Below are 17,888 nucleotides of genomic sequence, written 5' to 3' on the forward strand. Positions count from 1 at the left end.
GCAGCCACACGAAAGGCAGCGGCCATGACAGAGGTCGTATTTCTCGACACCGAGTGCACCGGACTGGGTCACGACGCCGACATCTGGGAGTTCGCCGCCGTGCGCCGCCATGTGGGCGGCTCCCGATCCGAATTGCACATGTTCATCGAGCACGACAAAGCCAAAGCGGCCCGACTGCCGAAGGCTTTCCACGCCGACTACGCCGCCCGCTGCCCCGTGGACACCGCCGAACTGGTGCCACAACGGACAGCAGCGAGACGGATCTGGGAATTCATCGGCTACGACGCTGTCATCGTGGGCGCGGTCGTCGCCTTTGACAGTCAGCGGCTCGCGGCGCTTTTTTCCCGTCACCGGATGCCGCCCCCGCCGTGGCTGTACACCGTTGTCGACGTGTGCGCCCTCGGCGCGGGTTACCTACGCGCCAGAGGCGAGGCTGTCGAATTCCCGGCCCAGGTCGAAGAGATCGGTCGGCGTCTGGGCATCGACGTCGACGGCTACGAGCGCCACACGGCGATGGGCGACGCTTTGTTTGTCGAAGATATTTTCGACCGTTGCACCCTGCGCCGCGCACCGGCACAGCTGAGGACTGCCGCCTAACAGGTTCCACTGCAAAGGTTTTCGCCAGTTCCCATGCATTCGGCACCTCGGCACGGGGCATGACAGGTATGCCTTTCCTGGCCCCACGGATGGACACCTTTCCGTGACATGCCCAAACATCACCCGGATCTGTCGGAATAGCGCGCTCTGAACCTGGGTTGCAGACGGGGTGACCGATGCGCATACCAGCTCCGCTGAAAGCAAGCCCAACCTAGGCCGGTTCGGATCGTTCGGACGCGGCGTCACGCCTGGGCAAGCGAAAGACATCGAAGCCCTGGGCTACGGGGCCGTCTGGGTGGGCGGCTCGCCGCCGGCCGAGCTGGCCTGGGTGGAGCCCATCCTCGAAGCGACGACCACCCTGCAGGTGGCCACCGGCATCGTCAACATCTGGACGGCCGCGGCCAAACCGGTGGCCGAGTCGTTCCACCGCATCGACAAGGCCTACCCCGGCCGCTTCCTGCTGGGCATCGGCGTCGGCCATCCCGAGGCGCACACCGAGTACCGCAAGCCCTATGACGCGCTGACGGAGTACCTGCAGCAGCTTGACGACTACGGCGTGCCCGCCAACCGCCGCGTGGTGGCCGCGCTCGGACCGCGCGTGCTCAAGCTGTCCGCGGAGCGCGCCGCCGGGGCACACCCGTACCTCACCACCCCGGAGCACACCGCGCGGGCGCGCGAGCTGATCGGCCCGTCGGCGTTCCTGGCGCCCGAGCACAAGGCCGTGCTGACCACCGACGTCGAGAAGGCCCGTACGGTGGGCCGCAGGGCGCTCGACATTTATTTCCAGCTCGCCAACTACCGCAACAACTGGAAACGGCTCGGATTCACCGACGAGGAAGTCACCAAGCCGGGCAGCGACCGCCTGATCGACGCGGTGGTCGCCTACGGTACTCCGGAGGCGATCGCGGCCCGGTTGAAAGAACACCTGGACGCGGGCGCCAACCACGTGCCGGTGCAGGTCCTGACGAAGGACGAGAACCTGGTGCCGGCGTTGGCCGAATTGGCGGGGCCGCTCGGACTGAGCTAGCACCCGCGGGAGGGGACGTACATGACCGAGGCAGTAGCACTCAAACCCGACCTGGGCCGGTTCGGCGTATGGCTGCCCAACCGATCGATCACCCCGGAGTTGGCGGCTCGAATCGAGTCGCTCGGCTACGGCGCCGCGTGGATCGGCGGTTCACCGGACGCCGAGCTGTCGTGGGTGGAACCGGCCCTGGCCCAGACCACCTCGCTGCAGCTGGCCACCGGGATCATCAACATCTGGACGGCGCCGGCCGCGGCCGCCGCGCGGTCCTTCCAGCGCATCGAAAAGGCTTATCCCGGAAGGTTTTTGCTCGGGGTTGGGGTGGGGCATCCCGAGCATACTCAGGAGTACGTCAAGCCGTACGACGCGCTGGCCTCCTACCTCGACGAGCTCGACGCCGCGATGGTTCCCACCAGCCGCCGCGTGCTCGCGGCGCTCGGGCCGCGCGTGTTGCGGCTGGCGGCCCAGCGCAGCGCCGGCGCGCACCCGTATCTGACCACGCCGGAACACACGGCCAAGGCGCGTGAACTGGTCGGCAAGTCCGTCTTCCTGGCACCCGAACACAAGGTGGTGCTCACGACGGACGCGGAGAAAGCCCGCGCCATCGGCCGCCGGTACGCCGACTTCTACCTTGACCTGAGCAATTACGTGAACAACTGGCTGCGGCTCGGGTTCACCGAAGCCGACGTCCGCAAGCCGGGCAGCGACCGGCTGATCGACGCGGTGGTCGCCTACGGCACACCGGAGGCCATCGCGCACCGACTCCGCGAACACTACGACGCCGGGGCCGACCACGTGGCCATCCAGGTGCTGGACAGCCAGGATGACGACGCGCTGATTTCGGCGCTGAGCGAACTGGCCGGGCCGCTGGGGCTGACGCGCGGCAGCTGACCGATCCACTCGGCTAGGGTTTGACCATGCGGTTACTGGTCACCGGCGGCGCCGGGTTCATCGGCGCGAATTTCGTGCACAGCACCGTCCGCGAACACCCCGAGGACTCTGTGACCGTGCTCGACGCCTTCACCTACGCAGGGCGGCGGGAGTCGCTGGCCGACGTCGAGGACGCCATCCGGCTGGTGGTCGGCGACATCTGCGACACCGAGCTGGTCTCCCGGCTGGTGGCCGAGTCCGACGCGGTCGTGCACTTCGCCGCGGAGAGCCACGTCGACAACGCGCTGGACGACCCGGGTCCGTTTCTGCACACCAACGTGGTCGGCACGTTCACCATCCTGGAAGCCGTCCGCCGCCATGGCGTGCGGCTGCACCACATTTCGACCGACGAGGTCTACGGCGACCTCGAGCTCGACGACCCCAACCGGTTCACCGAGTCGACGCCCTACAACCCGTCGAGCCCGTATTCGGCCACCAAGGCCGGCGCCGACATGCTGGTCCGGGCCTGGGTCCGCTCCTACGGCGTGCGCGCGACGATCTCGAACTGTTCCAACAACTACGGCCCGTATCAGCACGTCGAGAAGTTCATCCCCCGCCAGATCACCAACATCCTCACCGGCCGGCGGCCCAAGCTGTACGGCAGCGGCGCCAACGTCCGCGACTGGATCCATGTCGATGATCACAACAGCGCCGTGCGGCGCATCCTGGAGAAGGGCGAAATCGGCCGCACATACCTGATCAGCTCCGAGGGCGAACGCGACAACCTCAGCGTGCTGCGCACCCTGCTGAAGATGATGGGGCGCGCACCCGACGACTTCGACCACGTGACCGACCGCGTCGGCCACGACCTGCGCTACGCCATCGACCCGTCCATGCTGTACGACGAATTATGCTGGGCGCCAAAGCATACCGATTTCGAGGAGGGCTTGAGCGCCACGATCGACTGGTATCGTGCGAACGAATCGTGGTGGCGCCCTTTGAAGGATGCCGCGGAAGCCCGTTATGAAGGACGTGGTCAATAAGATGAAGGTTCGCGAACTCGATATCCCCGGCACCTGGGAGATCACCCCTGCCCTTCATGGCGACTCCCGGGGGCTGCTGTTCGAGTGGCTCACCGACCACGACTTCACCGGCTTCGCCGGTCACCGCCTGGACGTCCGGCAAGCCAACTGTTCGGTGTCGTCCGCCGGCGTGTTACGTGGCCTGCACTTCGCCCAGGTTCCCCCGAGCCAGGCCAAGTACGTGACCTGCGTATCCGGGTCGGTCTTCGATGTCGTGGTCGACATCCGCGTGGGCTCACCCACATTCGGCCAGTGGGATTCGGTTCTGCTCGACGACCTGAACCACAAGACGATCTACATCTCGGAGGGCTTGGCGCACGGCTTCCTTGCGCTCCAAGACAATTCGACGGTGATGTACCTGTGCTCGGCCGAATACAACCCGCAGCGCGAACACACCATCTGCCCCACGGATCCGGTGCTGGCGATCGACTGGCCACTGGTCAACGGCGCCGCCCCGAACTTGTCCGACCGCGATGCGGCGGCCCCAAGCTTCGAAGAGGTCCGCGCCTCGGGCCTGCTGCCCTCCTGGGAGGAGACCCAGCGGTTCATCAACGCCAAGCGCGACGGGTAGCCGCCCGCACACCGGGGCGTTGCGGGGCGACCCTGTCACGGAGTCTTTTATGGCGTCTGCTGATCGTGTTCGCACAAGTGCCGGCGAGCGACGTTATGCTTCAGCAGATACGGGGCGGTAGCTGTTTTGCCACCGAGAAATCCCTCAGGTAGCTTTAATTCGCCCGCTTTGGCGATCTGTGACGAGACGGGGACACCCGCAGCGCCCTATGCGGACGACTGGGGAGGCGGATGAAGCTCGGGCAGGTATTCGATCCGCGCAATAACGCACTCAATGCGTGGCGCTTGGCGTTGGCCGCCGAAGTGATCTTCTGGCACACCTTTTCCGCAAGGAGTCATCTCCCGTCGTCCCGGGCGGTGCTGCAGCTGCTCCTTTGCATAGGGGTCGACGGGTTCTTCGCGATCTCCGGATTCCTGATCACCGCGAGTTGGCTGAGCAACCCGAGGCTGCGCGACTATCTCGCCGCTCGAGCTCTTCGCATCCTGCCCGGCTTTTACGTGTGCCTGCTGGTGACCGCCTTTGTGATAGCTCCGATCAGCGTGGCGATCCAGGGCGGGTCGCCCAGCAAGCTCATATCCTCGGGCGCGCCGCTCGAATACGTTTTGAAGAACAGCGCCGTTGCCCTGGTCAAATTCGATATCGGTGGCACACCGCGCGGCATTCCCAATGCGGGGATGTGGAACGGTTCGCTGTGGTCCCTCATTTGGGAAATCATGTGCTACCTCGTCGTTGCGGTGATCGGGATAGTCGGACTCGCCAAGTATCGGTGGGTTTCCCTGGCGATTTTTTTGCCGGCGACGGTTGGGGCCGCGATGCTGCCGCCGCTGAAATTTCCCGATGTGCTCAATCAACACGAGGGGGGCGGTGGTGACGTCCGTACCGCCCTGCTTTTCTTGGTTTGCCGCTCCGCGATCATGTTCGCGGCCGGGGCATTCCTTTACCAGTGGCGCGACGTGATTCCCGCGCGATGGTGGCTCGTCGCAGTGAGCGTCGCCATCGTCCTGGCGGCCGGTTCGCTCCCCGACTACCGGGTCGTCGCCGCCCTCCCCCTCGCCTACGCCGTCATCGTCTCGGGCTCGTTGATCCACAACAAACGGCTGAGGCTGCGGACCGACCTGTCCTACGGCGCTTACATCTACGCGTATCCCACCCAGCAACTGCTCGCCGTCAGCGGACTTCTCAGCCTGCCTTCGATCGTGTTCACGCTGGTCGTCGCGGCGGCCACCTTGCCCCTTGCGGGGGCGAGCTGGTTTTTCGTCGAGAAGCCGGCGAGATCCCTCAAGTATCGCTTCAAGAGCAGGTCGGCCGCCCCCCTCCCCGACGCAACCGGCGGGGATCGGTCCACCCGGGAGGCGCGGGATACCGCCTAGTCATCGGCCTGACCAGCGTCGGAAGATAGGGCCTTCACTTCATAGAGTGGTTTATGATTCCGCCGGGCCTCGGGGGACCATAGCCACGCTGCCGTTGGCCGCGCTGGGACCTCATCCTTGACGAACCGATTGACGAGGTTGCCGATCCCGCCTGGCCGCCAGCTCGCCCACCCACAGCAGCACCGTCAGCACCTCCGCGGTCACCGTGATCACCGCGTGCGGTGACGGTTCCCAGCCCCGCTCGACAAACCCTTGCAGCCCAACGGTCCTCGACAGCGTGAACGCGACCAGCGAGCCGCCCGCCATGGCGGCCGCGGCCCAATGGAGCCATTCGGGACCGCCGAGCAGGATCAGCAGGGCGATGGCGAACGAGGCGCTGGCCTGAACCAGGAATGCGGCGCCGATGTCCGGGATGTGGCGATAGCCGTGGACATACAGGTAGGCGTGGCTGGCGGCGCTGACGGCCAGTGTCACGGCCAGGCCGATGCGAATCAGAAGAGTCATTGCAGGGCCTGCTCTTTCAACGCCAGGACGGTCTCGCCCTTGGTATAGCTGACCTCGCGGATACCGAGCGCTTCGCGGAGCTTGCCAGCGGGCAGCGTGACCGGCTTGGGCGCGGGCCCGTCGCCGGGCTTCGGCAGCGGGTACGCGGTCGTCGTCCCGCTGTAGAACGCCACGTTGCCCTCCGTCTTGGAAAACAATTGGTGCACATGCCCGTTCAGGCACGTGACCGACGAGAACCGGCGCAGGTAGGACAGCGCCTGGGCCGCATCGTCGGTGCCCCAGCCCCAGTTCGGGTACATCGCGAACAAGGGGATGTGGCTGAACACGATGATGGGGGTATCGCTCGACAGCCGCGCGACGTCCTTCTCGACGAACTCCAGCTGGTCGGTGCCCAGATGCCCGAGTTTGTGCAGGTTCAGCGTGTTGACCAGGGCGATCACGTGGACGCCCGCGGTGTCGAAGCTGTACCACCCGTCGCCCACGGAACCGGCACCGAAGGCGCTGCGGTACTTCTGGCCCGCGTCGTCGACCGAGTCGTGCTCGCCGGGCACGGTGAACACGTGCGGCGTCTTCAGGACGGTCATCATCTGCTTCACCTGGTCGAACTGCTCGGGGCTGGACAGGTGCGTGAGGTCGCCGGTGTGCACCACGAAATCCGGTGTGTAGCCGAGGTTGTTGACCTGGTCGATCGCGTGGGCGAACGTGCCGGCGACGTCCGGGTTGGGCGCGCCGGCGAAGCCGATGTGGCTGTCGCTGATCTGCGCGAACCGCAGGGCGGGCCGGGCGTGGGTGTGCTCGGCCGCCGCGCCGGCGACGTGCGAGATCACCTCGCCGCCAACCACGGAGAAGCCGACCGCCGCACCGAACCACGCCGTGTGCCGCATCAGCTGGCGGCGACTCATGTTCGGGTTCATCGGGTCACCACCACGGTTCCGTGCATCATCGGGTGGATCGAGCACACGTAGTCGAAAGTGCCGGGGTCGGTGAAGGTGTGGGTGAAGGTGGCCCCGGTCCCCATCCCGGGCGAATGGAACGAACCGTCGCTCGCGGCCACGGTGTGCGGCTCTTCGTCGCGGTTGGTCCACGTGACCGTGGTGCCCGCGGCGACGGTCAACGTGGCGGGCGCGAACGCGAAGCCATCGATGTTGACCTGATTGCCGCTCGCCGGCGCCGCCGGCGCGGTGAGGGACGCCGAACCTATGGACATGCTGGTGCCGGGTCCGGCCGCGGGCCGCGAAGCCGAGCAGCCGGCCAGCAGCGTGGCGGCGGCCAGCGCGGCGGCCGAAAGTTTGGTAAGCATCATGCCCATAGATAGGGCGACGCGTTACACCGCTCAGGCGGGCTGGTCGGGACGCGGGGGCGCGAACACCTCGATGGCGCCGTCGACCTCGCGAACCAGCAACGGCGGCAAAGGTTTCGGGGCGATCGGCAGCTGATGGGTCAGCACCTGCCCGCTCGGCGAGAAGGACGTCGAGTGGCAGGGGCAGCGCAGCGTGTCGTCGGGCGCGTCGAACCACAACCGGCACCCCTGGTGGGTGCACACCCCGGAGATGGCCTGCGGCTTGCCGTCGACACGGCGCACGAATCCGCTGACCGAACCGAGGTCGAACGGGTGCATGACCCCGTCGGGCACCTGCGAGCTGGCCGCCACCCGCTGCCAGGTCCCGGCGTTCGGCGTGAGCGGCGCGTTGTCGGCGGCCGGGACGCCGCCGGTTTGACCGGGGAGCACGGCTCGGTCGATGGACACCGCGGTGACCGCGGCTGCCGCGGCGGCGGACGTGCCGACGATGACCTGGCGGCGGGTGCTGGTGTGCCTGGGCGCGGATTCCCCGCGGGTGTCGGACATCTGTTCGGCGATGCGGCGATGCAGATCGTCGAGGAACTCCGGGCGCGGCGCCTCGCCCCTGCGCCCGGCCGCGCGCAGCTCGATCGCCGTGCGCAGCTGCGCCGCCTCGAAGTCGTCCGGCGCGAACGGCCTGGGCCGCCGGCCGCGCAGCAGGTCGTCGACGTATCGGCGTAACCCCCGAGCGTTCATGGTGCGCCCCCCTCGCTCACCTGCGCCGCCAGCCGCAGCGCGCGATGCTGCAGGACCTTGGCGTTGGCGACGCTGACCCCGAGCTCCGCCGCGGCGTCCTTGATCGAATGACCCTGCAGGAAACGCAATTCCAGGATGTGCCGGTAGCGGTCCGGGAGGTTGTCCAGGACCCGGGCGACACGCTGCGGCGCCGTGCTGATCGCCTCCTCGCTCTCCGGTGGCTGTTCGATGTCGTCGATCGAGGTTATCTCCCGACCCAGCGTCTCGCGCCAATGCGCGGCCAGCACCGTTCGCGCCGTGACCCGCAGATACGCGCGCACCTCGCCCACGCTCGCGGTCAGCCGCAGCGGTCGCAGCGCCGCGAGGAAGACCTCGGCGGTGAGGTCCTCGGCGTCGGCCCGGTTGCCGACCCGCGCGAACAGCGTGCGGTATACCCAGGACGCGTTGTCCTGGTACACCGCTTCCCAATCGGGATAGCCATCGTCAAAGCCGCTGTCGGGCACCGCCCGCAGCGGCCGTTTGACGGGTTCGTTTCCTGCCGCCACGTGCCTCCTCCACCCGATGAATATCGAGCCGGGTTACACCGGGTACGACGGCGCGGCAAGCGAGCTTTGTTCACTGAGCAGCTCGTCGAGTTTGGCGGCGGTGGCGCAGAACACCGACTTGGCGATGCCCACTAACCGCTCGCGCACTCGGGGCTTCGCCGATGCGGGCGGCAGCAGGTGGCCGATCAGGTGGCCGAACAGATCCAGGCGCGCCGCGGACATCCAGGCGGTCAGGTCCGGGTCGTCGAGCCAGCGCAATTGATTGGCGTAGTCGGCCCGTGCCAGCCGAAGCCAGTCGGTGTCGGTGTCGGGGTGCGGCAGCGGGACGCACAGCTCGTTTTTCACCGGGTCGTCGTGGTACGCGGCTTCGACGTGGGCGATCAGCGCGGCGCTGAAGATCTGCTGGCAGCCGCGCACGGCTTGCAGCGTGATGCGGCCGGCGCCGAAAATGGCTGTGGCGGGCCGTTTTTCGGCGCCGTCGGCGGTGCAGTCGATATACAGGGTGTCACCGTCGCGTGTCAGCGTGCCGCCGTCGAGGACCATCCGGTCCGCGTCGACGCGCTGCAGGTGGCCCATCCGGACCACGTCGCCGATGCGCCGGAGCTGATCGAGTTCCAGCCGGGTGACGGTCGCGCAACGGTACATGGTCGGGCGCACCGCGGGGTCGATGCGCAGCAGCAGGCCGGCGTCCTCCTGCCGCGCGAACAGGTCCTCGACCGACGTGGCGTCCCGGATGGCGCGCAGCTGGGCGGTGAAGCTGTTCTTGATGACGTCGGCGAACAACGCCCCAGGCTGCATCGTCGCGCGGTCCAGCAGCCAGGAGTCGCGGGGCATGATCCAGGTCATCCGGTCCGGCGCGATGCCCTGGCCGAGCAGCCACAGGCACGTGTCGATGCCGGTCTTGCCGGCCCCGACGATCACGTAACGCTCGCGGGCGCCGAGTTTCGGCAGGTCTCCGGGGGGCACGCAGCTGACGCCGGGCGCGACCGCGTAGGGCGGCGGGCGCATGGCCGGTACCGTCACGCGCATGTAGGTGGCGTCGACGATGCGGCGCGCCACGGTGACCGTGTAGTCGTCGCCCGCGAGCGTGGTGAAGCGGGCTTCACCGTCTTGGAGGCCGCGGTACTCGCTCATCGGGAAGTAGGTGACCCGTCCGCTGGCCAACAGCTGCCGGCGCAGAACGTGGTCGTAGTAGGCGCACACCTCCCCGGCGGTGGCCAACTCGTAAAGCCCTTGGTTCCAACCGTTTTGGTCGATCGAGTCGCTGCCCAGCGGCAGCGAGTTGACGCCGTAGAACGCCGAGGGCTGATGCAGGCGGACGAACGGGTAGGCCATGGTCCAGTGCCCGCCCGGTTGGTGGTAGCGGTCGACCAGCACCACGCGGGCGTCCGTTTCGGATACCAGCGTGTCGAGGAACGCCATGCCCATGGCGCCCGCACCGACCACCAGGTAGTCGGCCTCGATGGTGCGCATACGCCTTGAGGCTAGCGCGGTCAGCCGATGTCGGCGGCCGCGGCGCGGAGGTCATCCAGGGCCTTGCGGGCCAATTTGCCGAGGTCTTGTTCGTCGTCCGCGGCAAGCCACTCGGCGTAGGCCTCCTTGAACGCGAGCACGCCCAACTCGGCCGCCAGGGCCGCCGCCCGGTCCGGCACACCCCGCGCGCGCAAGGCGTCCGCCATCGCCGCGGCGAGGCCGACCTGTTTGAGGGCGTCGCGCTCCTGCAATTCGGTGCTGCTGGCGATGACGGCCTGCAGCCGGGGACCCAGCTCGCGATTGAACGGCGTCATCGGCCCGGCGGCCCGCTGCAGCCCGGCGGCCACCGCGGCGAGCGGGCTCGCACCCGGGGGCGCGGAGGCTATGCCCTCCGTCAGGAGCCGCGCGAGGGTCTCCTGCCCTGCCGCCAGCACCTCGCGCTTATCGGGGAAGTACCGGAAGAAGGTGCTCTTCGTCAGGCCGGCCTCATCGGCGATCTCGGCGACGGTGGTCCGGTCGTAGCCCTGCTCGGCGAACAGCTGCAAGGCGGCGACGACCAACCGCGCGCGCGCATCCGGTTCCCAGCGTGGCATTCGGTCATCGTAGCGATGGGACATTTGTCCCATCGCTCTGCTAGCGTGATGAGACATAAGTCCCATCACTCGAGGAGATGCTCATGCGCGTTTTCGTCACCGGCGCCACCGGCGGGATCGGTTCGGCCGTCGTGCCCGAGCTCATCGGCGCGGGCCACGAGGTCCTGGCGCTGGCGCGCTCCGACGCGTCGGCGCGGACCGCCAAGTCGCTGGGAGCCGACGTGCTGCCCGGCGATCTCGACGATCCGGAGAGCCTGCGCGCGGGCGCCATGGAGTCCGACGGAGTCGTTCACCTCGCCTTCCTGCACTTCGACGATTTCGAGAAGGCGGTCGCCCAGGAGGCCGGTGCCGTAGAGGCTTTCGGCGCCGCACTCGACGGGACCGGCAAGCCCTTCGTGATGGCCTCCGGCACGCCTGCCATTCCCGGCCGCATCTCCACCGAGCGCGACACGATGCCGACCGAGGGGCCCGTCGGCGGGCGCGCCCGCAACGCGCAGGCCGCTCTGGAATTGGCGGCCCGAGGGGTCCGCTCGGCGGTCGTCCGCCTCCCCCGCTCCGTCCATCGGGCCGGCGGGCCCTGTGGCTTCGCCTCGCTGCTCGTCGAGGCCGCCCGACGGACCGGGGTGTCCGGATACGTCGGTGACGGCACCCAGCGCTGGCCGGCCGTGCACGTCCTCGATGCAGCCCACCTGTTCCGCCTCGTCCTCGAAGGGGCACAGCCGGGCACGGTGGCGCACGCCGTCGGCGACGAGGGCGACCCGATGCGCGCACTCGCCGAGGCCATCGGCCGCCGGCTCGATCTGCCGACCGCGTCGGTGCCCGCGGAGCATTTCGGGTTCCTCGGCGCGATCTTCGCCCTGGACCAGCCGGCCTCGAGTGAGCTGACACGCGAGACGTTCGGCTGGCGCCCCACCCACCCGAGCCTGCTGGCGGACCTGGAGGCCGGGAACTACCCCACGTGAGGCTACGGTCGCGCCATGATCAGCTGGAGAGAGTTCACGCATGTCGCCCCGCGAATCGCGGCCGTCTTCACCCGCCGCCACGCCGCGACCGGCAACCTGTGCATGCTGGCCACGCTTCGCTCGGACGGATTTCCCCGGATCAGCCCGATCGAGCCGAGGATCTTCGAGGATCAGCTCTGGATCGTCGGCATGCCGGGTACGACCAAATTCCGTGACCTGTCTCGCGATCCGCGCTTCTGCCTGCACACCGCCACGGTCGACACCGAGGTCAAAGACGGCGACGCGAAGTTGTTCGGCGTCGTCGAAGACGTCGCCGACGGGGCCTTGCGTCGACGGTTCGCCGAGGCGCTCTACGAAGAGACCGGCCTGGACATTCGAGGGCAGGAGTTCGACCACTTCTACCGGGCCGACGTGACCGGTGGGTCCGCAGTCGAGGTGACCGATGGCCACCTGGACATCACCATCTGGAAGCGCGGCGAAGCCGAGCGCGTCGTACGCAAACACTGAACGCCTTGCCACGCCCGAGCCATGTTACTAGGATATCCAAGTATTCGCTGGGTAACGACGACTCGAGGGCACCATGACCACACAGATCCCGCACTTCATCGACGGGCAGCGCACCGCCGGCCAGTCCAGCCGCACCGCCGACGTCTTCAACCCGAGCACCGGCGAGGTGCAGGCGCAGGTCGCGATGGCCGGCAAGGCCGACGTCGACGCGGCGGTGGCCTCGGCCGTCGAGGCCCAAAAGGGTTGGGCCGCATGGAATCCGCAGCGCCGTGCGCGGGTGATGATGCGCTTCATCGACCTGGTCAACGACCAAATGGACTCCCTCGCCGAGCTCCTGTCCCTCGAGCACGGCAAGACGCTGGCCGACGCGCGCGGTGACATCCAGCGCGGCATCGAGGTCATCGAGTTCGCCGTCGGCATCCCCCACCTGCTCAAGGGCGAGTACAGCGAGGGCGCCGGCCCCGGCATCGACGTCTACTCGCTGCGCCAGCCGCTCGGCGTGGTCGCGGGCATCACCCCGTTCAACTTCCCGGCCATGATCCCGCTGTGGAAGGCCGGACCCGCCCTGGCATGCGGGAACGCGTTCGTCCTCAAGCCCAGCGAGCGCGACCCCTCGGTTCCCGTGCGGCTCGCCGAGCTGTTCGTAGAGGCGGGCCTGCCGCCCGGCGTCTTCCAGGTGGTGCACGGCGACAAGGAGGCCGTCGACGCCATCCTGCACCACCCCGACATCGAAGCCGTGGGCTTCGTCGGCAGTTCCGACATCGCGCAGTACATCTACGCGACGGCCGCGGCCACCGGCAAGCGCTCACAGTGCTTCGGCGGCGCCAAGAACCACATGATCGTGATGCCCGACGCGGACCTCGACCAGGCCGTCGACGCGTTGATCGGCGCCGGATACGGCAGCGCCGGCGAACGATGCATGGCGATCAGCGTCGCGGTGCCGGTCGGCGAACAGACCGCGAACCGGTTGCGTGCCAGGCTCGTTGACCGGATCAACAACTTGCGGGTGGGTCACAGCCTGGATCCCAAGGCCGACTATGGTCCGCTGGTCACCGAGGCCGCGCTGGCGCGCGTGCGCGACTACATCGAGCAGGGTGTGGCCGCGGGCGCGGAGATCGTGATCGACGGGCGGGAACGCCGCAGCGACGACCTGACCTTCGACGACGCCAGCCTCGAGGGCGGATTCTTCGTCGGCCCAACGCTGTTCGACCACGTCACCCCGGAGATGTCGATCTACACCGACGAGATCTTCGGGCCCGTGCTGTGCATCGTAAGGGCCGAGACCTACGAAGAAGCACTGGCGCTTCCTTCTCAGCACGAATACGGCAACGGCGTCGCGATCTTCACCCGTGACGGCGACGCCGCGCGTGACTTCGTGTCCCGGGTGCAGGTGGGCATGGTCGGCGTCAACGTGCCGATCCCGGTTCCGGTGGCCTACCACACCTTCGGCGGTTGGAAACGCTCGGGCTTCGGCGACCTCAACCAGCACGGCCCGGCGTCGATCCAGTTCTACACCAAGGTCAAGACCGTCACGTCGCGGTGGCCCTCCGGCATCAAGGACGGCGCCGAATTCGTGATCCCCACGATGGATTAGGGCGCCATGTTCACCCTGAACGAAGACGAGCGGGTCATCACCGAGACGGCGGCCGCGTTCGCCGCCAAACGCCTGGCCCCGCACGCCCTGGAATGGGATGCCGCCAAACACTTTGCGACCGACGTGTTGCGGGAGTCGGCCGAGCTCGGCATGGCCGCGATCTACTGCCGCGAGGACGTCGGCGGCAGCGGGCTGCGCCGGCTCGACGGCGTCCGCATCTTCGAGCAGCTGGCCATCGCCGACCCGACCACCGCCGCGTTCCTGTCCATCCACAACATGTGCGCGTGGATGATCGACACGTTCGGCACCGCCGAACAGCGCAAGCAATGGGTGCCGCGGCTGGCCGCGATGGACGTCATCGCCAGCTACTGCCTCACCGAACCGGGCGCGGGGTCGGACGCCAGCGCCCTGAGCACCAGGGCCGTCAGGCAGGGTGGCGACTACGTGCTCGACGGTGTCAAGCAGTTCATCTCCGGCGCGGGCGCCTCGGATGTCTATGTCGTGATGGCCAGGACCGGCGGTGAGGGTCCGCGCGGCATCTCGGCCTTTGTCATCGAAAAGGGTTCAGCGGGGCTGAGTTTCGGGGCGCTGGAAGAGAAGATGGGCTGGCACGCGCAGCCGACCGCGCAGGTGATCCTCGAGGGTGTGCGGGTGCCCGCCGAGGCCATGCTGGGCGGCGCCGACGGCGAGGGCGCCGGTTTCGGCATCGCGATGAACGGCCTCAACGGCGGCCGGCTCAACATCGCGGCGTGCTCGCTGGGCGGCGCCCAGTCCGCCTTCGACAAGGCGGGCGCCTACGTCCGGGACCGGGCGGCGTTCGGCAAGCCACTGCTCGACGAGCCCACCGTCCGGTTCACGCTGGCTGACATGGCCACCGGGCTGGAAACGTCGCGAATGATGTTGTGGCGGGCCGCGGACGCGTTGGACAACGATGACCCCGACAAGGTCGAGTTGTGCGCGATGGCCAAGCGCTACGTCACCGACACCTGCTTCGAGGTGGCCGACAAGGCGCTGCAACTACACGGTGGCTACGGCTACCTGCGGGAGTACGGTCTGGAGAAGATCGTTCGCGACCTGCGCGTGCACCGCATCCTCGAGGGCACCAACGAGATCATGCGGGTGGTCATCGGCCGGGCCGAGGCCGCGCGGGTGCGGGCGAGCGCGTAGAAAGGCGACCATGACGAGCATCGCTTTTCTCGGCCTGGGCAACATGGGCGGGCCGATGTCGGCGAACCTGGTGGCCGCGGGCCACACCGTGCGCGGCTTCGACCCGGTGCCCGCGGCCGTCGCCGCCGCGGCCGGCAACGGTGTCGCGACGTTCGACAGCGCCGCCGACGCCGTGGCCGGGGCCGACGTGGTGATCACCATGCTGCCCAACGGCGACCTGGTGAAGCGTTGCTACGCCGACATCCTGCCGGCCGCCAAACCGGGTGCGTTGTTCGTCGACAGCTCGACCATTTCGGTCAACGACGCCCGCGAGGTGCACGCGCTCGCGGAGTCGCACGGGGTGTCCCAGCTGGACGCGCCGGTCTCCGGCGGCGTGAAGGGCGCCGTCGCCGGGACGCTGGCGTTCATGGTGGGCGGCGAGGACGACGCCCTACAGCGGGCTCGGCCCGTGCTGGAACCCATGGCGGGCAAGGTCATTCACTGCGGCGCGGCGGGTGCCGGGCAGGCCGCCAAGGTGTGCAACAACATGGTGCTGGCGGTGCAGCAGATTGCCATCGGCGAGGCGTTCGTCCTCGCCGAGAAGCTCGGGTTGTCGGCGCAGTCCCTCTTCGACGTCATCACCGGTGCGACCGGCAACTGCTGGGCCGTGCACACCAACTGCCCGGTGCCGGGACCGGTCCCGACGTCGCCGGCCAACAACGACTTCAAGCCCGGTTTCGCGACCGCCCTGATGAACAAGGACCTGGGCCTGGCCATGGACGCGGTGGCGTCCACCGGGTCGGCGGCCCCGCTGGGCAAGCACGCCGCCGAGATCTACGCCAAGTTCGCGACCGACCACGCCGACAAGGACTTCAGCGCGGTCATCGAGATACTGCGCAACGGCTAACGGCCCGATCGGCGTTCGGCGAGGGCTCCCCGGACGAACGTGGCGAGGGCGCGGGCCGGCAGGTTAGCTTTCAGGGATCCGTTCGCAGCCCGCTGCAGGGCCAACCCGTGCGAGAGCGCGATCTGCGAGACACCGAATTCGTATGGCGTGAGTGTTGATTCGATGCCGAGACGGTCGAAGTGGATGGCGATGAGCTCGCCGAGCCGGCGTCGGTAGGACTCGTAGATCGTCGCGAACTCGTCAGCCTTGGCGCCCCCGCGCATGGTGTAAAGCTGGAACTCGGTGGTCAGCAAGCACCAGCCGCTGTCTTCGCCGAGAACCTGGTAGCGGCGCTCGATCGCCGGGGCGAGGTCGGAAGCGGACTTGACGCGATCGAGGGAGCGGCCAAGGGTCTCGATCTCCGCGTCGAGGTGATGGCGGATGAGTTCTAAGAACAACTCGTCCTTGGACGCGAAGTTCGAGTAGAAGGCGCCGCGGGAGAAGCCGGCTTCTTCGGCGATGACGTCGATGGGCGCCGCTTCGAATCCGACTCGGCAGAACACTTTTCCGGCCGACTCGACGAGCCGTTGCCGCGTTTGTTCCCGTTGCTCACTGCGGGTCAAGCGAGCCACCGCGGCCTCCTCATCCGTGCGCTTGACACGAGCCTGACATACCTGCATTCTAATACGCAAATGTATTTGGATGTGGTAGTGCATTTAGAAATCGTGTCGAAGACCGAGGTGGCATCGTGACCGACCGAACGGAAGCGCCCCGGGCGGCCGCGTGGATTCAGGAAAACGAAACGCTGATAAGCCGGCGGGGCCATCACATCGCGTTCCGGCGACGTGGGGCGGGCCCGCCGGTGCTATTGCTGCACGGCTTCCCCACCTGGTCCTATGACTACGCAGCGGTGGCGGCCGACCTGGCTACCGACCACCACGTCATCACGCTGGACTTCCTCGGCTACGGGGCCTCGGACAAGCCCAACCCTTACGACTACTCCGTGGCCGAATCAGCCGACACCGTAGAGGATCTCGTGACGCACCTGGGCGTCGGTTCGCTGCGCTTGGTGGTTCACGACTACGGCGGGATCGTCGGCCAGGAACTCATCGACCGGGCCAACCGGGGGCGGCTCGGCTTCGGCATCGACGGGCTCGTCGTGATGAACTCCGGCATTGTTTACAGCGCCTACCGCCCGACACGTCTGCAGCGATTGCTGATGTTGCCGGTCGTCGGCAAGCTGCTGGCCGCGCGTATCGGCGCCGCGAGGGTTCGCTCCGGGCTGGATGCGGTGCGCGGATCGCAGCTCATGGACGCTGAATTCGACGACCTGTGGCTCGGGGTGTCCCGAGAAAACGGTCACAGGCTCGCGCACCGGCTGATCAAGTACAACGCCGAGCGCGCGGTCCATCACCGTCGTTGGGAGGCGGCTCTGGCCAATTGGAACGGCCCACTGCATCTGGTTTGGGGGCTCGATGATCCGGTATCGGGTCGTCACGTCCTCGAACAGGCCACCGAGGCGCTGCCGCAGGCCAGGATCACCGAGCTTCCCGGTGTCGGCCATTACCCGCAATCCGAAGCCCCACAAAGCGTCGCCGCGGCCGTCCGGAGCGGCTGAACTCAGAAATCGCCCGCGTCGCGGCGCAGCGACTCGATCGACGAAACCAGCGCGCGCGCTTCGCCTTCCGACATGCCGATGTCGGCGAATACCTGCTCGTTGAGCGTCACCGTGGCATCCTCGACCGTCGAGCGGCCCAGGTCGGTGATCTGTACCAGCGTGGTGCGCCCGTCGGTCGGATGCGGCACCCGCTGCACGAGCCCGTCGGCCTCGAGCCGGCGGATCGCGTGGGTCACGCTGGTGACGTGGACCTGCAGCCGGTCTGACGCCTTGGTGATCGGCAGCGCGCCGGTGCGGCTGAACGCCAACAGCCGCAGCAACTCATAGCGGGAGAAGCTCAGGTCGTAGGGACGCAACGCCGTCTCGACGCGGGCCAGAAAAATCTGGTGCGCCCGCATCACCGACGTCACCGCCACCATGCCCTGCGCGACGTCGGCCCACCCGGAGCGCTCCCAGTTGTCGCGCGCCGCGGCGATCGGGTCACGCTTCGGCGGTCGTGAGGCAGCCACGC

General features: G+C 67.8%; 21 protein-coding genes. 12 read left to right on the forward strand and 9 right to left on the reverse strand.

Annotation, left to right across the window (positions count from 1 at the left end; all coding sequences use genetic code 11):
* The first annotated feature begins 24 nt into the window (after positions 1-24).
* From ACEL92_RS22490 to ACEL92_RS22515, 6 genes are all read left to right on the forward strand, one after another.
* Positions 25-597 carry an exonuclease domain-containing protein gene (locus ACEL92_RS22490; protein WP_374022813.1) on the forward strand — a complete coding sequence of 191 codons (573 nt, stop codon included), beginning with the start codon at positions 25-27 and terminating at the stop codon, positions 595-597.
* Between the two features lie 169 nt (positions 598-766).
* Positions 767-1,624: an LLM class F420-dependent oxidoreductase gene (locus ACEL92_RS22495; RefSeq protein ID WP_374022814.1), complete on the forward strand. Its 858-nt coding sequence runs from the start codon at positions 767-769 to the stop codon at positions 1,622-1,624.
* 21 nt (positions 1,625-1,645) lie between these two features.
* A complete protein-coding gene (locus ACEL92_RS22500; protein WP_374022815.1) occupies positions 1,646-2,512 on the forward strand; it encodes an LLM class F420-dependent oxidoreductase in 867 nt (288 codons plus the stop codon).
* Between the two features lie 26 nt (positions 2,513-2,538).
* On the forward strand, positions 2,539-3,534 hold the full coding sequence (gene rfbB / locus ACEL92_RS22505) for a dTDP-glucose 4,6-dehydratase (protein ID WP_374022816.1): 996 nt from the start codon (positions 2,539-2,541) through the stop codon (positions 3,532-3,534).
* A 1-nt stretch (position 3,535) separates the two neighbouring features.
* Complete coding sequence (gene rfbC, locus ACEL92_RS22510) at positions 3,536-4,144, forward strand: dTDP-4-dehydrorhamnose 3,5-epimerase (protein WP_374022817.1); 609 nt, start codon at positions 3,536-3,538, stop codon at positions 4,142-4,144.
* Between the two features lie 230 nt (positions 4,145-4,374).
* Positions 4,375-5,514 (forward strand): acyltransferase family protein, encoded by a 1,140-nt coding sequence (locus ACEL92_RS22515; RefSeq protein ID WP_374022818.1) that lies wholly within the window; start codon positions 4,375-4,377, stop codon positions 5,512-5,514.
* 111 nt (positions 5,515-5,625) lie between these two features.
* Here the strand turns inward: ACEL92_RS22515 and ACEL92_RS22520 are convergent, their stop codons facing one another.
* The 7 genes from ACEL92_RS22520 to ACEL92_RS22550 are packed head-to-tail and all read right to left on the reverse strand — an operon-like array spanning position 5,626 to position 10,664.
* Positions 5,626-6,018 (reverse strand): hypothetical protein, encoded by a 393-nt coding sequence (locus ACEL92_RS22520; RefSeq protein ID WP_374022819.1) that lies wholly within the window; start codon positions 6,016-6,018, stop codon positions 5,626-5,628.
* Entirely contained in the window at positions 6,015-6,932 is a 918-nt protein-coding gene (locus tag ACEL92_RS22525) for a metallophosphoesterase (RefSeq protein ID WP_374022820.1), read from the reverse strand. Before ACEL92_RS22525 ends, ACEL92_RS22520 begins: the two co-directional genes overlap by 4 nt.
* The gene (locus ACEL92_RS22530; protein ID WP_374022821.1) at positions 6,929-7,327 is read right to left on the reverse strand and encodes a cupredoxin family copper-binding protein; all 399 of its coding nucleotides are present in this window, start codon (positions 7,325-7,327) and stop codon (positions 6,929-6,931) included. The genes ACEL92_RS22525 and ACEL92_RS22530 overlap by 4 nt, the downstream gene beginning before the upstream one ends.
* A 24-nt stretch (positions 7,328-7,351) precedes the next feature.
* Complete coding sequence (locus ACEL92_RS22535) at positions 7,352-8,053, reverse strand: Rieske (2Fe-2S) protein (protein WP_374022822.1); 702 nt, start codon at positions 8,051-8,053, stop codon at positions 7,352-7,354.
* Entirely contained in the window at positions 8,050-8,598 is a 549-nt protein-coding gene (locus tag ACEL92_RS22540; protein WP_374022823.1) for an RNA polymerase sigma factor, read from the reverse strand. Before ACEL92_RS22540 ends, ACEL92_RS22535 begins: the two co-directional genes overlap by 4 nt.
* Positions 8,599-8,631: 33 nt before the next feature.
* Positions 8,632-10,071 carry an NAD(P)/FAD-dependent oxidoreductase gene (locus tag ACEL92_RS22545; protein ID WP_374022824.1) on the reverse strand — a complete coding sequence of 480 codons (1,440 nt, stop codon included), beginning with the start codon at positions 10,069-10,071 and terminating at the stop codon, positions 8,632-8,634.
* Positions 10,072-10,091: 20 nt separating this feature from the next.
* A complete protein-coding gene (locus ACEL92_RS22550; protein ID WP_374022825.1) occupies positions 10,092-10,664 on the reverse strand; it encodes a TetR/AcrR family transcriptional regulator in 573 nt (190 codons plus the stop codon).
* An 83-nt stretch (positions 10,665-10,747) separates the two neighbouring features.
* Between ACEL92_RS22550 and ACEL92_RS22555 the strand changes: the two genes are divergently transcribed.
* From ACEL92_RS22555 to mmsB, 5 genes are all read left to right on the forward strand, one after another.
* Entirely contained in the window at positions 10,748-11,626 is an 879-nt protein-coding gene (locus tag ACEL92_RS22555) for an SDR family oxidoreductase (protein WP_374022826.1), read from the forward strand.
* A 15-nt stretch (positions 11,627-11,641) separates the two neighbouring features.
* Positions 11,642-12,133 carry a pyridoxamine 5'-phosphate oxidase family protein gene (locus ACEL92_RS22560; protein WP_374022827.1) on the forward strand — a complete coding sequence of 164 codons (492 nt, stop codon included), beginning with the start codon at positions 11,642-11,644 and terminating at the stop codon, positions 12,131-12,133.
* Positions 12,134-12,206: 73 nt separating this feature from the next.
* The gene (locus tag ACEL92_RS22565) at positions 12,207-13,727 is read left to right on the forward strand and encodes a CoA-acylating methylmalonate-semialdehyde dehydrogenase (protein ID WP_374022828.1); all 1,521 of its coding nucleotides are present in this window, start codon (positions 12,207-12,209) and stop codon (positions 13,725-13,727) included.
* A gap of 6 nt (positions 13,728-13,733) precedes the next feature.
* Positions 13,734-14,894 (forward strand): acyl-CoA dehydrogenase family protein, encoded by a 1,161-nt coding sequence (locus tag ACEL92_RS22570; RefSeq protein WP_374022829.1) that lies wholly within the window; start codon positions 13,734-13,736, stop codon positions 14,892-14,894.
* Between the two features lie 10 nt (positions 14,895-14,904).
* Entirely contained in the window at positions 14,905-15,780 is an 876-nt protein-coding gene (gene mmsB / locus ACEL92_RS22575; protein ID WP_374022830.1) for a 3-hydroxyisobutyrate dehydrogenase, read from the forward strand.
* Here the strand turns inward: mmsB and ACEL92_RS22580 are convergent.
* Positions 15,777-16,475 carry a TetR/AcrR family transcriptional regulator gene (locus ACEL92_RS22580; protein WP_374022831.1) on the reverse strand — a complete coding sequence of 233 codons (699 nt, stop codon included), beginning with the start codon at positions 16,473-16,475 and terminating at the stop codon, positions 15,777-15,779. The two genes, mmsB and ACEL92_RS22580, sit on opposite strands and share 4 nt — an antisense overlap.
* Before the next feature lie 32 nt (positions 16,476-16,507).
* On the opposite strand from ACEL92_RS22580, the gene ACEL92_RS22585 reads away from it, so the two are divergent.
* Complete coding sequence (locus ACEL92_RS22585; RefSeq protein WP_374022832.1) at positions 16,508-17,377, forward strand: alpha/beta fold hydrolase; 870 nt, start codon at positions 16,508-16,510, stop codon at positions 17,375-17,377.
* 2 nt (positions 17,378-17,379) lie between these two features.
* Here ACEL92_RS22585 and ACEL92_RS22590 read toward each other — a convergent pair whose 3' ends face one another.
* Positions 17,380-17,886: a MarR family transcriptional regulator gene (locus tag ACEL92_RS22590; RefSeq protein ID WP_374022833.1), complete on the reverse strand. Its 507-nt coding sequence runs from the start codon at positions 17,884-17,886 to the stop codon at positions 17,380-17,382.
* Positions 17,887-17,888: the final 2 nt, after the last annotated feature.

Source organism: Mycobacterium hainanense (assembly GCF_041890355.1).
Lineage (GTDB): Bacteria > Actinomycetota > Actinomycetes > Mycobacteriales > Mycobacteriaceae > Mycobacterium > Mycobacterium hainanense.

Coding starts and splice junctions, on each gene's coding strand:
- ACEL92_RS22490 (WP_374022813.1), top strand. CDS start 25: ATGACAGAGGTCGTATTTCTCGACACCGAGTGCACCGGACTGGGTCAC.
- ACEL92_RS22500 (WP_374022815.1), top strand. CDS start 1,646: ATGACCGAGGCAGTAGCACTCAAACCCGACCTGGGCCGGTTCGGCGTA.
- rfbB (WP_374022816.1), top strand. CDS start 2,539: ATGCGGTTACTGGTCACCGGCGGCGCCGGGTTCATCGGCGCGAATTTC.
- rfbC (WP_374022817.1), top strand. CDS start 3,536: ATGAAGGTTCGCGAACTCGATATCCCCGGCACCTGGGAGATCACCCCT.
- ACEL92_RS22515 (WP_374022818.1), top strand. CDS start 4,375: ATGAAGCTCGGGCAGGTATTCGATCCGCGCAATAACGCACTCAATGCG.
- ACEL92_RS22520 (WP_374022819.1), bottom strand. CDS start 6,018: ATGACTCTTCTGATTCGCATCGGCCTGGCCGTGACACTGGCCGTCAGC.
- ACEL92_RS22525 (WP_374022820.1), bottom strand. CDS start 6,932: ATGAACCCGAACATGAGTCGCCGCCAGCTGATGCGGCACACGGCGTGG.
- ACEL92_RS22530 (WP_374022821.1), bottom strand. CDS start 7,327: ATGGGCATGATGCTTACCAAACTTTCGGCCGCCGCGCTGGCCGCCGCC.
- ACEL92_RS22535 (WP_374022822.1), bottom strand. CDS start 8,053: ATGAACGCTCGGGGGTTACGCCGATACGTCGACGACCTGCTGCGCGGC.
- ACEL92_RS22545 (WP_374022824.1), bottom strand. CDS start 10,071: ATGCGCACCATCGAGGCCGACTACCTGGTGGTCGGTGCGGGCGCCATG.
- ACEL92_RS22550 (WP_374022825.1), bottom strand. CDS start 10,664: ATGCCACGCTGGGAACCGGATGCGCGCGCGCGGTTGGTCGTCGCCGCC.
- ACEL92_RS22555 (WP_374022826.1), top strand. CDS start 10,748: ATGCGCGTTTTCGTCACCGGCGCCACCGGCGGGATCGGTTCGGCCGTC.
- ACEL92_RS22560 (WP_374022827.1), top strand. CDS start 11,642: ATGATCAGCTGGAGAGAGTTCACGCATGTCGCCCCGCGAATCGCGGCC.
- ACEL92_RS22565 (WP_374022828.1), top strand. CDS start 12,207: ATGACCACACAGATCCCGCACTTCATCGACGGGCAGCGCACCGCCGGC.
- ACEL92_RS22570 (WP_374022829.1), top strand. CDS start 13,734: ATGTTCACCCTGAACGAAGACGAGCGGGTCATCACCGAGACGGCGGCC.
- mmsB (WP_374022830.1), top strand. CDS start 14,905: ATGACGAGCATCGCTTTTCTCGGCCTGGGCAACATGGGCGGGCCGATG.
- ACEL92_RS22580 (WP_374022831.1), bottom strand. CDS start 16,475: ATGCACTACCACATCCAAATACATTTGCGTATTAGAATGCAGGTATGT.